Raw genomic sequence first — 12,882 nt, 5'->3', positions numbered from 1 at the left:
GCCGCCAGCGTTCGTCCTGAGCCAGGATCAAACTCTCCATAAAAGAATTTGATTGCTCAAATTTCATTGACTTGGGTCTATCTTTCGCTCTTCAGTTTTCAAGGAACAATTTCTCTTTATCCCCGCCATCCGGCGGTTTGTCTTGTCCACTCTTTCGTGGCGACAAGATCTATAATACCATGCTGTGATATTCTCGTCAACAGGTTTTTTCGTTTTTTGTTGTTTCCTCTTTCCCACATCGCCATTCTCTTGTGGGAACAAGAAATATACTAGCATGACCCAGTTTTTTTGTCAACGTCTTATGTAATTATGTAAAACCGTGAGCAATCGATTTCCTTTACACTTGTTACGGACACCGCATATTCAGCTTCCTCTTGCCGTTATATCCACGTATACAAGGCGTTAGCCCATAAAAAGCACCTTCACCACTACCAGATAGATAAGGCCAGGCAATCCTAAGACCCCGGTTACAAAGGAGGTGACTGGATTAATAGGGATTTGAAACTGAATCCACTTACCAGCCAAGTTCAACAGGAACAAGACGACAGCTCCCACGACAGAATACAATAGCCCCCACCACATCCATTTTAGTGGTTGCATGACAGAACGGCTAATCAACATAAAAAGAATGACACTCCCTATTCCCACAACAATCCACCAACTAATTTGCATCGGACATTGCCCCTTCCTCCACTATTGGTACAAGCATATGCACGCCTTATTAAAATAGACCATCGGAAAACGAAACCCGTCATTCTATACAAAAAAGAAGCCACGTTTCTTCAACTGGGAAGACGCAGCTTCTTAGCTTGACAACGGTCGAACAGCTACCGATTAAGATAATCGTCCTTCTTACTTTACGTTAAATCTCTTCTTCCTTCCATCGCTTTAGACAGCGTTACTTCATCCGCATACTCTAGATCGCCTCCTACCGGCAAACCATGAGCAATCCGCGTGACACGGATACCAAAGGGACGAACCAATTTGGAAAGGTAAATCGCTGTAGCTTCCCCCTCGATATTAGGGTTGGTCGCTAGAATGAGTTCTTTCACCGTATCATCTTCTAATCTTCGTAATAAATGAGGAATATCTAGCTCATCAGGTCCAATCCCCTCCATTGGCGATATAACTCCATGTAAGACATGATAGAGGCCGTTGTACTCCTTCATTCGTTCCATCGCAATGACATCCCGGGGGTCTTGAACCACACAGATCACCGATCGATCTCTATTTCTGTTGCTACAAACCGAGCATACTTTGTGATCCGTTATATTTTTGCAGATCTCACAAGGGGTTAGATCTCGCTTTGCATGTACGAGGGCTTTGGCCAGATCAATGACATCCTCTTCTTTCATTCCTAATACAAAAAAAGCCAGGCGTTGAGCCGTTTTCGGTCCAATGCCCGGTAGCCGCATGAACCCCTCCATCAAGCGTGTAATCGGTTCCGGCGTATACACTCGTTCGACACTCCCATTTTTTCTTTTTTACTAAAACATGCCCGGGAGATTCATACCACCCGTAAACTTACCCATATCTTTTTGTACAAGCTCATCCACATTTTTTAAGGCTTCATTAAATGCAGCTGTAATCATATCTTGTAGCATTTCCACATCATCAGGGTCTACCGCTTCCGGTGCAATGACAAGATCAATCAGTTCTTTCTGCCCATTCATGACTACCTTCACCACGCCACCACCAGCAGTGCCTTCAATTTGCTTTTCTGCTAGTTCTTCCTGCGCTTTAGCCATCTGTGCCTGCATCTTTTTTACTTGCTTCATCATCTGATTCATATTTTTCATTTTGTTTTTCCTCCCTTATTTAGCGAAACAACATTAGTCTGTCACTTCTACCATATCCTCACCAAACACTTTTACAGCATGTTGAATAGGATCATGTGATTCCTCATCCTCTACTGTAGTCGAAGAGAAACTCTCTTCATCTGCAGAGGAAGAGGGACTTTCAATCGTGTCCCAGTCACTTTTCATCACGGTGATCAGTCGCGGAATCCCCACCAACTCTTGCAGGAAACGCTCAATAAGTGATTTGTTTCCCTCTTTTTCCGTAGTATCCCGGTGTATTTGATTTTTGAAGGCAACCACGACCGCATCTTTCGTCGCCACCACGGGTTCTCCATTCATCAACCATGCATGAACGGTTATCTTTTCTCTCTTAATTTGATTAAGCAATTCAGGCCAGCTCTGATTCACCCTATTTATTAAATCTGGTTGAGCTTCTTTTTGTAAGGAAAGCAGGTGCCTATCACTGGGCTTTTTCTTCGCCGGATTGGATGCCACTCTCTTACTTTCGTTTGCTGACGATCGATTCCATTCTTCAGGTGCCTGAGCCTTCACCGGATCTCTCTCTGCGAGATTTCTCACATTCTCTTCAAGATCGTGTACCCGTTTCTCTAACTTTTCTACGTATCCTGCAGGTTTTGCTGCAGGTTCACACAAACGCATAAGTGCTAGTTCCAGTACCATGCGATCGTGATGAAACCGTTTAATACTCTCTTGGAACAGAATCATCTGCTCCATTTTATCCATCCACTCAGCCGCGGATAATGTGGATCCACTTTCAATCAATGGTTCTCTATCAGAAGAAACGCCATCACGCTTCCCCGATAGTGCGAAAAGCAAGTCCCGGCAAGCATAGATAAGATCTTGCAACAGCTTCTCTGCTTCCACACCTTCCATGAGGAGTGAATCCATATGATCTAGCGCTTGCTTCGCGTCTTGTTTAGCGATCGCTTTTAGAAGGTGATTGATCGCATTCTGAGAAACCGCTCCCGTCACCATACGAACCGACTCTTCATTAATTTGATCTCCGCTAAATGACCGTACTTGATCCAGTAAACTGAGAGCATCGCGCATGCCTCCATCGGAAGTACGGGCCACCTCGAGCAAAGCTGGTTCATCGCATTCTATTCCCTGGTCTTCACAAATAGCACGTAAATGTACCAACATATGCTCTAACGCAATTCGACGAAAAACAAAATGCTGACATCGCGAGAGAATGGTCGCCGGTAGCTTGTGTGGTTCAGTGGTAGCTAGAATAAAAATCACATGAGAAGGCGGTTCTTCCAAGGTTTTTAATAGGGCGTTAAATGCCTCTGTGGTCAACATATGCACTTCATCCACAATAAACACTTTATAGCGGACTTCCGACGGTGCATAGCGTACGTTCTCCCTTAAATCGCGGATTTCATCCACCCCACGATTGGAGGCAGCATCGATTTCCACCACATCCATAAGAGATCCTTCTGTAATCCGCCGGCAGGCATCACATTCGTTACACGGTTCCGGGCGTGGGCCATATTCACAGTTTACAGCCTTGGCCATAATTTTAGCCGCGCTTGTCTTGCCCGTTCCACGTGGACCACTAAACAAATAGGCATGAGAAAATTGCCTAGAAGCTAGCGCATTTTGCAAAGTTCGTGTCACTTGCTCTTGTCCGATAAGATCAGCAAACGTCTGCGATCGATAAACGCGATATAAAGCCCGATAAGCCACAACAATTACCAACTTTCTCTCCTGCTTACCTAACTTGTCCGTAAAAATATCATACTATAGAACACTCCGTTTTTCCAAAGAAAACGTTCTTCGTTTTACCACTATACGCACAGCGACTTACCCTGATTCTACGACGGGCAATAATACGCGAAAAACAGTCCCTCGCTCCGTCGTCCTCGCTTCAATACTTCCATCCACATCGTCAATGATGCGCTTGCACACAGCCAGTCCTAGACCTGTGCCATTTTCCTTGGTCGTGAAAAAAGGCTCAAAGATTTGATCCATCACCGTCTCCGGAATACCAGCTCCGGTATCATACACTTCAATTTCAACGCGCTTGCTCTGCCCCTCCCCCGAACAATGGACCTCGATGGATAAAGTACCTCCATCATCCATAGCATCGATACTATTTTTACAGAGGTTTAGAAGCACCTGCTTTAATCCCTTCTCATCTGCTAAAACTTTCGGTAAACACCTTCCAGGTTCTTGGTAACGAAGATAAATATGATGAAGGTTGGCCTCACTTCGAATGACGGGAATCATACTTTGAATCATACTTTCCACGCATACAAGCTTCTTTGTAGTCGATTCCGGACGACTAAGGTGCAAAAATTCTCCCACCAGATGATTAATGCGGTCAATCTCACGTAGCATAATCTCAGTGTAACTATACTCTTTAATATGTAAATTCTCATTAAATGTATGTTTCAACACTTGCAGGAATCCTCGGATCGAAGTAAGTGGATTTCTTATTTCGTGAGCCGTACCAGCCGCTATTTCACCAATCAAGGTAAGGCGGTTTTGTCCTTCCAGCTCACTTTCCATTGCACGTAATTGGGTCATGTCCAGGAGAGTGACACAATAACCATCTACCTGTGACTCTTCATCATATAGTGGACACACATCAAGTAGAACGACTACTTCATGCTGATTTATGGGCCAAGTAACCTCGATCGGCTTTACACTTTCTCCTGCTAGAGAGCGCTCTACTAGGGACAACCCCTCTTCCGATAAGGAAGTGAATAGCTCTTCACAAGGTTGGTCAAGTAGTTGGTCACCATCTCTTCCCGTCAATGCACTCGCCTTTTGATTGATGGTAACAACCCTTCCCTCTTTGTTAAGAAAGACAGCTCCTATATCCAGATCATGAACCCATTGATGTGCATACCGATTAACTACTTGCGATGATTTCATATCAAAAGGGGTACAGAAGAGAAGGTGGAAATATTGTTCTTCCATTTGCCCACTCACCATATGAGCCGTCATTGGAAGTAGCTCTCCTGATAGCAAAAGAAATGACCCTTCAACCCAACGGGAGCTCTGTTGATGTTGATGAGGACGGTAAATTTCATGCTGGACCTCATTGGACAACGAGAGGAAATGAGCAAAATCCTCTCCTTCAACCTGTTGCCATTTCAACTGCAACATAGTCAGAAAGGGTTCATTCGCGGAGGTTATGCGCCCATTCCCATCCATCATAATGGCTGCATACTCTGCCTGCTGAACCCAATCCAAAAGCTGTCCAAACTTTACATTAAAGGCGATCGTCATGTTGTCACCCCCCTCTTCCCCTTCCATTTTTGTTTCGCTTTTGAAACTATATCCTCCTGCTTATGTATGGAAATTCCTTTGATCATAAAGTTATGAAGGAAAAGCAAAAAAGAGGCGCTTCACTAGTTAGACAGCAAAGCGACCTCTTGGTTTTTATCCATAGAAATACCGCGCACCTGCCCTCGAACAATATCGCTATAAGTGGCACCTGTATACTCAGCTCAGATCAGGCATCCCTGCGGCACATAGGGGAGCTCCCTTAGTGCTGCTTCCGTCAGGACCTGACACAGTTCGAAAGTCCCTATTGCGCAGGACCCGATCCTCAACACCTCGTATACAGACCTAGCCTTACAGAGACAAGCCTCGGGTAGGAATTCAGCCCCGGTAAGGCGGATTCCGGGTTACAGGGCACCGCCAGCTCCCCACCTAGCACGGTCTATTTATTATAGCATATTCGTATGTTACTGACAAATAACGATAAAAGCCGCCTTTATGACACACAATGTTCATAGAGAGGCGATGCACTAAACATTTTTAGAAGAGCTTTTCATAGAAAACCACATGGTCGATTTTTTCAATTAGTAAAAAAACCTTAAGCAAGTGGAGACTTTCATAGAAACAAGTTCACTCGCCCATCAACCACTTAGGCGAGTGAACCCAATGCCTTCAAGCTACTGTACACTCACTCAGAGTGTGCTATCCGTTCCATTACTTCATCCCTGCTTCTGCTCCTACACTTAATGCGTTGGCGACTCGACCAAACTCTGAAGCATGCGGACGATCATCATCATCAGCGTATCCATAATCAACCATTCGATTCCTATTCAAGCACAACTTTGTAAAAGAAGGTCTGAGTAAATCGAACAATTGATACCGTTCCTGTCTCTCTGGAAAGCGTGATTGATAGGCGAGGATACCCGCTCGCACTTGCGCCCAGAAAGTTTCTTCCGCTAAACCATGATGTACCTCTAAAAGATCAGACAGGTAGCGGAAGTGGCAAATGAAGAGACCCGTAAAGATGAATTGGCACAATCCTTCTGGGGGTTCACTCCGCAAGACCTCTTTCAATTCTTGCGACAATCCGGCTAACTCCGGTAGTGGCTCTTGACTCACATTCACATCGTCAACAAAATCTTTTACTGCTAACCGGTGCGGAACACCATCTTTCAGCACGAGAATGGTATTTTGTCCATGCGGAGAGAAAACGACACCGTATTTGTACAGATAGTGGAGAAGCGGAGGCAGGATCACGCCAACCAATTGATCCACCCATTCCTCTACACTTAATCCCGACTGCTCGATGAGTCGTGAAACAAAGGGTACTCCTTCTCCATCCACATATAAGAGAGAAGCTAGAGTAATCGGATGCTCTCCCTCATCCAAGTAATTATAGATACTCTCACGCCAAATACAGCCGAGCATTTCCAAGTACTGATAAGGCGCGCCTTCCAACTTGCTATAGTAAGGATGATCATAGTTAAGACTGGCAATCTCTCCTGGGAGAATGGTACGGCACTCCTTTTTTAAGAAGTCGTCTTGTTCCCAAATACCCTTGATATACTCGGTAATCTGAGGTGCGATTACCGTGCGCTCCCCCGGAAGCCCGCGATACACCAGCGTATTTAATATACTCATCGGTAGCTTCACATGATGACGTTCTTTTTTACTACGGTTGACGAAAGTACGAATGGATTGTTGAGGTAGATAACGATCGACTCCATCTCCTAGCGGAATAATACGGAGGTTAGCAAGCTCCTCTGGAAAGAAAGGAATAATGTAATTGTCCCATTGCCACTCGTGTACAGGGATAAAGAAATAGTCCTCAGCATTGACGCCTCGTTCTACCAGCTGGGAGATAAAAGATTCGTATCGCTCATCGCCAATTTCACTACGGATAAGCGCTTCATGTTCCACTTTCTCCACCGCATGAAAGGTAGCCATTTTCCGATGAACGGCTAGCCAAGAAAGAACCACTTCTTTTTGTTGCTCTGGTGCGTAATCTAAGTAGTCTTGGTAGCCAAAACCGATTCGACCTTTGTTATACGTAATCCAAGGGTGCCCCTCCATTTCCCCTTCCAAATCCGCATAATCGAGTGCCGTCAGATCCTTATTCGACTTTTTCTTTTTCTCATGGATATGAGCATCAGCAATCAGGGTTTGATTGTATTCACGAATCAAATGACCTGCTGTCAGCGAAGTCATACCCACCGTTGTTTGAATATCTAAAAGGAACTGAATCGGATTCGTCGCTTGCGTAGACTCCCCATCAGCATGCCGTTCGATCGATTCCGCATCGATACGGTAGCTATCGAATACCCGTTTTTTAGCAGAGAAGGTATAGAGGACTCCACTTTTCAACTCTAGCCGATAGGAACCCTTTCCTTCATTCTCTTCCAGCAAAGTCGGTTGCAACATATCTTCGTATAAGAGTTCGGCAAACATCTTCGTCAAAAGTTGTTTTGATACATGTTGCCACGTCTCTGGATTTAAATTTTTTTTTACGGTTTCCATCGCTTCCATGTCGGTTCACTCCCCGTTCTATTTTGTGGTGGTGGTTGTACTGGTATTTACACCAAACTGCTGGAATACGTTTCGCTCATTGAGCGGATACACTTCCCGCCCGGTCAAAGCGCGGATAATAACAGAGTTACGATGAGCACCCAGTCCCAAATCAGGAGCACCTATGCCATGTGTATGCATCTCACCGTTTTGTACATAGACGTGATTATCTTCTCTCGTAAGTGCAACCTGATAATCTTCGTTGATGATAAAGCGGCCATGATCATCCCAACGAACCTCATCTTTGATGCCCTCAATACAAGCTGGTAAGCGATGCTGGTAACCAGTAGCCAAAATGACAATATCACTAGCGTGTGTAAAGCGCTCTTCTTGTTCGCGTTGCATACAATGAAGCGTATAGTTGGCGGAATCCGCCTTCGCATTGGCTGTGATCTCTTGTAGTTCTGTCATTGCCAGCATGCGTACAGGAGGAGTGGCTCCTCCCACCGTCCGTTCATAAAGGAGGTCATAGATTTCGGCAATCGTACTCGCACTAATGCCTTTATATAGCAGATCCTGCCCCGCCAAGCGCTCATCTCGTTTTGTTTGTGGGAGCGAGTGGAAATAGCGTGTATAATCGGGAGAGAAATGCTCCAATCCAAGCTTGGAATACTCCATCGGGAAGAAACCATCCGAGCGTGTGAACCAATCCAATTGGTATCCATGCTCATCTTGTTCCTGAAGCAGCGTTTGAAACACCTCAGCCGCACTTTGCCCTGAACCCACCACTGTAACGGAACGCGCACTGCGGCAACGGTCCAATCGTTTTAAAAACTGTGCGGAGTGAAATACATCCTCTTCTGAGAGCTCTTTAAAGCGTCCCGGTATACCCGGAACACTGCCTACTCCGAGAACCAGATCTTTCGTCAAATAGTGGTGGGTACGTCCTGTCTCTACCTCCAATACTTCTACACGATAGTAAGAACGACCCTCCTGTTTCACCTTCTCTACTTGGGTCACGCGTTGCCCAAAACGACAGCTTTCCAACTCCTGCGAAACCCACTGGCAATAGTGATTATACTCCCGTCGCGGAATAAGAAAACGTTCGTAAAAGTAAAAATGATACAGCCTTTTCTGTTCCTTAAGGTAATTTAAGTAGGAGTAAGGGCTCGTCGGATCAGCCATGGTAACCAAATCAGCAAAGAAAGGAACTTGCAAGGTCGTCCCTTCGATCAAGAGACCTGGATGCCAATCAAATTGTGGCTTTTGCTCTAAAAAGAGCGCATTCACTTCCGACAGCGGGGATAATAGCGCCGCCAATCCTAAATTAAAGGGCCCTATTCCTATCCCGATGACATCATAGATCGGAGCTGTACCCATTTGTTTGTCAATCATCCCTTCACTCTCCTCTCAAATTCCTCTCGTGTACAGAAAAGGAGGGCAGCCCGCTTATCCGGTAAATCGATTTCCTTTTGCAAGAGATAACCACACTTATTAAAGATATGGATCATCTTTTCATTACGAATATCGGGCTCGGCCACCACTTTCTCTGTGCCAGGGTGTTCAAACATCTTTGCGGTAATCGCCCGCAGTAAGGCGAAAGCATATCCTTGGCCGAGGTAGGAAGGAGGACCGAGCAGGAGATGAACACCTTGATCCTCTGGGTGTGCATCATAGCGCGTTCCTACCACATCATCTTCGGCCCAATAGGTCTCCCAGTAGCTCATGGGCTCCCCATCCAGCATGCCAATATGCAAGGTTTGGTGAGGATCTGCCAAAAATGTAGTCAAATGCTCCCGATAAGCCTCACGGGAAATATCCAACTGCCAAAAAGGAATCACATGTGGCTGATGTTGCCATTGATGGAGTCGCTCAAAATCAGCTTCCATCTGGACCGGCCGAAAGGAAATTTCTTTATTGAGCGACTCATCTTTTATGCGATAAGGAACCCCATCATGGTAAAAAGAGGGACGATCTTGCTTCATACGTTCGTCTTCACTCCTTTTCGTAGCGGGTTCGCTACTTTGACATAGACGGATTGACTCTCCATCGGCCCCACCAATTCATCCATATCATAGAGACGTGTCAACAGATTGGCTTTACAAGGAATCTCCTCTCGTTCCAAAAGGCTCTCCAGTAGCGAAGAAGGTTGGCGATTCTTCGGAAGCCATCCTCGCAACACATCAGCCAACATTTCTAGTAATCCTTGCTCTCCTACTAAGTGTGCCACACCAAATGCATTGATCAGCCCCATCAAATGGTTTAGAAAAAGGTAGTAGCGCAACCGCTCATCCGCTACCTCATCTTTACACATCGTCTGACTCTTCTCGTTAATACCAGGGAGTGCAGCTTTCAGTTGATCGAAGGTAGATTCACAATAGTAGTAGCCTTGGTTGTCCCGATAGTAAAACTGACTGGGATACCCACCTTCCAAGCGAACCACACTATTTTGTTGGTGTGCTTCCAAGGCAACACCATACGTCATATACAGCCACAACATCGGTTCGAGAGAGATCTCTAAGTATTTTTTGAACCAGTCCAAGCTGACTTCCTCCGTCGTACGCCCTTCACTTGTTGCCAGTTCACTTACGATCGTTTGTAGGCGAGAACCTTCTCCAGTCAACGAATCTTGACACAAACCGGCAATAAGGGAAACAGACTGGTCATGGCTACCCACAAAAGGATTTTCTCGCAGCACCATCTCAAAGCCTGACTCTTCTCTACCAGGAATATCAATGGTTATGTAAGCAGGGTCTTGAATGATGTGGAACGCCGGATGATGCTTCTTCAGTTGCTGTCCGATCTCACTTTGCATCATGCGTGTTACTTCCACCCCGCGTTCCAACTCTTTCATCTTGTTGAGACGGATCGAGTTGGTAATCTTGATTGGCACGGAACCCTTCATCATAAAACGTGCTTGTGGATGGTACACCGTACGCAAGGAAGAAGTAGGAGCGTAGGCTCGCCCTCGTTGTCCTAAGTCCTCTAGTAGCCCTTCTTTGAGCAAACCTTTTACATCGGGATCTTGTAAAAGATGCTTTGCTTGCAATGGATGAACCGGCAGAAGAGAATAACCATCTTGTGTCAGATATTTCTCTTTCCACTCCTCTGATAAAGTAGGATCAAAACGCAGTTCCTCTTTAATCGCTTCCGTCGCTGTTTGCTCAAAAGTAGAGTCTTCTTTTACGATGGAATGATGGGCACGGAAATAGTGCATGGGATGCTCCCCTTTGAGTTCAGGAGCATAATCACGCTGCTCCACTTCCGAAATCCCTTGTCGGCTTTTCGGGGTCGGATGTAACAAATGACCAAAGATAAGGGACTGTTCCGCATCCAAATAGGTGAAAGAAGACTGCATTAATTTTTTTGCGTCACCCTTCCGTGCTTCAACAAAATCGGCAATATGTTGGGCACTTTGTAAACTGCGATAGACCAATTCATCCGCACTGGTTTCGCGGCCACGCGCCAATTCCAATTCCTTCGTTACCATCGTAATCATGGTCACATAATCAAGGGAATACGCCTGTTTTCTCTCTCCAGCAAAATAATAGAGTGGAAAGGCGAATACGTGGCGATCCGTCAAGGACCAGTATTTAACCGGTGCAACAATCTCCATCCCATGATGGGGTAGGTCACACCGCACAAAGCGGGTACACTCTATCTGAGAGCCGATCTCTTCATAAACCGGATCGCGGAGGAGTTCCTCACGACTGAGTAATTCGTAACCTCCTACTTCCCTCAAATAACAATTAAAGAAGCTTTGCATGCTTGCTTGTTCTGCTATGGACGTAGACATGCTTTCATCCTCTCCCCCCATTTTATTTCCATTTCGCGTCCTACTCTCTTCACACTCGTCAATATTTCTTTCATGTCAGCGGTGGTCGTGCGTGGATTGAGCAGAGTCAATTTGAGATGAACCCTACCTGCCACCCGCGTCTGTGCCAATACGACGTCTCCTTGTTCAAGTAACGTTTGCTTAATGAGGAGATTGATCTCATCGGATCCCTCCGCAAGCTCAGCATCCGGTCGGTAACGGAAAACCACTGCATTAATCTGCGGCTTCTCCCCTACTCCTTCTAGTTGTGGATCATCTGCAATCAGCTGGGCTGCTCCATTTGCTTGCTCCATCGTACGTTCAATGAGATGGGCAAATCCGGCTTGCCCGAGCATTTGCATGCTGATCCACAACTTTAGAGCATCGAAGCGACGTGACGTCTGCACCGATTTCCCCACTAGGTTGGGAATCCCCGCTTCTTCCTGTTCCACAGGGTTGAGATAGTCAGCATGACGCGACAACCAACGGAAGTTGGAACCATCACGCAAAAGAAAAGCCCCACAGCTAATCGGTTGATAGAAAAGCTTATGAAAATCAACCGTCAGGGAATCCGCTCGTTCGATTCCAGCTAACTTGTGACAATGCTGTTCGCTCATCATTAACGCACCACCATAAGCAGCATCCACGTGGAGCCACATACCCCAATCTTGGCAACGGTCGGCCAAGGTCGTTAGTGGGTCAATGCTACCGAAATCAGTGGTACCGGCAGTGGCCACCACCGCCATTGGTTTTGCTCCTTCTTGTTGTAATCGATTCCATTTGCGCTCCAAGTCCTGTACACTCATCCGTTGTTGTTCATCCGTCGCGATGGTCACAACCGCTTGCTCACCCAGACCCAGTAGCGCCGCGGATTGTTTGACCGTAAAGTGTGCAGCTTCCGAACAAAGGATGCGTAATTGATGCGCCTCCGGTGGTAATCCCTTCGCCTGGACATTCCACTGCCACTCCTCTTGGATAAAGCGATCTCGCGCTAAGAGAAGTCCCTGGAAATTGGATTGAGTGCCTCCACTAGTAAAAATCCCGTCCGCACGCACATCTTGGTAATAGAGTTGACACAACCACTGCACGACTTTTTCTTCTACGAGCGTCGCTGCGGGGCTCTGATCCCACGAGTCCATCGATTGATTGGTCGCACTGATCAAACTCTCCGCTGCCAAAGAGGCTATAAGCGGGGGACAATGCAGATGGGCTGCACAGCGCGGATGATGTACCGCTACCGAATGGGCCAGTACCTCTTCTCCCACCTCTGCCAATACTTCACTCAAATTACGCCCCTCAGGCGGTAAGTGCGATTGACTTTCCCAGGTTTGACGCAAAGCATCTACTCCCTTGCCACTGTAGGGTCCATCAAGGGTAGCATAATGGTCAAACAGGAGTTTCTCTACCTGTGCCATCACCTTCTGGTAAGCGTTCTTAGCGGAGGAAGTCTCATTTAGGAACAAAGAATCTATATCAACCTTTTGCTGTTTCCTTCTTAACTCATTCATG

Annotated in this window: 10 protein-coding genes and 1 other RNA gene; all 11 read right to left on the bottom strand. The window is 46.2% G+C overall.

Features of this window, described 5'->3' with window-relative positions:
- Window positions 1–402: 402 nt before the first annotated feature.
- A complete protein-coding gene (locus tag AC6RGY_RS09855) occupies window positions 403–672 on the bottom strand; it encodes a pro-sigmaK processing inhibitor BofA family protein (RefSeq protein ID WP_499862437.1) in 270 nt (89 codons plus the stop codon).
- A gap of 185 nt (window positions 673–857) precedes the next feature.
- The gene (gene recR, locus AC6RGY_RS09850; RefSeq protein ID WP_499862435.1) at window positions 858–1,457 is read right to left on the bottom strand and encodes a recombination mediator RecR; all 600 of its coding nucleotides are present in this window, start codon (window positions 1,455–1,457) and stop codon (window positions 858–860) included.
- A gap of 30 nt (window positions 1,458–1,487) precedes the next feature.
- A complete protein-coding gene (locus AC6RGY_RS09845; protein WP_499862433.1) occupies window positions 1,488–1,799 on the bottom strand; it encodes a YbaB/EbfC family nucleoid-associated protein in 312 nt (103 codons plus the stop codon).
- Window positions 1,800–1,832: 33 nt separating this feature from the next.
- Window positions 1,833–3,521, bottom strand: coding sequence for a DNA polymerase III subunit gamma/tau (gene dnaX, locus AC6RGY_RS09840; RefSeq protein ID WP_499862431.1), 1,689 nt, complete (start codon window positions 3,519–3,521; stop codon window positions 1,833–1,835).
- Between the two features lie 105 nt (window positions 3,522–3,626).
- Window positions 3,627–5,060, bottom strand: a complete 1,434-nt coding sequence (locus AC6RGY_RS09835; RefSeq protein WP_499862429.1) for a two-component system sensor histidine kinase NtrB — start codon at window positions 5,058–5,060, stop codon at window positions 3,627–3,629.
- A gap of 168 nt (window positions 5,061–5,228) precedes the next feature.
- An RNA gene (gene ffs, locus AC6RGY_RS09830) (signal recognition particle sRNA large type) lies at window positions 5,229–5,495 on the bottom strand.
- 273 nt (window positions 5,496–5,768) lie between these two features.
- Window positions 5,769–7,580 carry an IucA/IucC family protein gene (locus AC6RGY_RS09825; protein ID WP_499862427.1) on the bottom strand — a complete coding sequence of 604 codons (1,812 nt, stop codon included), beginning with the start codon at window positions 7,578–7,580 and terminating at the stop codon, window positions 5,769–5,771.
- 18 nt (window positions 7,581–7,598) lie between these two features.
- Window positions 7,599–8,954: a lysine N(6)-hydroxylase/L-ornithine N(5)-oxygenase family protein gene (locus AC6RGY_RS09820; RefSeq protein ID WP_499862425.1), complete on the bottom strand. Its 1,356-nt coding sequence runs from the start codon at window positions 8,952–8,954 to the stop codon at window positions 7,599–7,601.
- Window positions 8,951–9,544 (bottom strand): GNAT family N-acetyltransferase, encoded by a 594-nt coding sequence (locus AC6RGY_RS09815; protein ID WP_499862423.1) that lies wholly within the window; start codon window positions 9,542–9,544, stop codon window positions 8,951–8,953. Before AC6RGY_RS09815 ends, AC6RGY_RS09820 begins: the two co-directional genes overlap by 4 nt.
- Entirely contained in the window at window positions 9,541–11,355 is a 1,815-nt protein-coding gene (locus AC6RGY_RS09810; protein WP_499862421.1) for an IucA/IucC family protein, read from the bottom strand. Before AC6RGY_RS09810 ends, AC6RGY_RS09815 begins: the two co-directional genes overlap by 4 nt.
- Window positions 11,340–12,881, bottom strand: a complete 1,542-nt coding sequence (locus AC6RGY_RS09805) for a pyridoxal phosphate-dependent decarboxylase family protein (RefSeq protein ID WP_499862419.1) — start codon at window positions 12,879–12,881, stop codon at window positions 11,340–11,342. The genes AC6RGY_RS09810 and AC6RGY_RS09805 overlap by 16 nt, the downstream gene beginning before the upstream one ends.
- Between the last annotated feature and the right edge of the window lies 1 nt (window position 12,882).

The sequence above is a fragment of the Mechercharimyces mesophilus genome (assembly GCF_059818345.1).
This window is presented reverse-complemented; position numbering and strand designations above follow the sequence as displayed.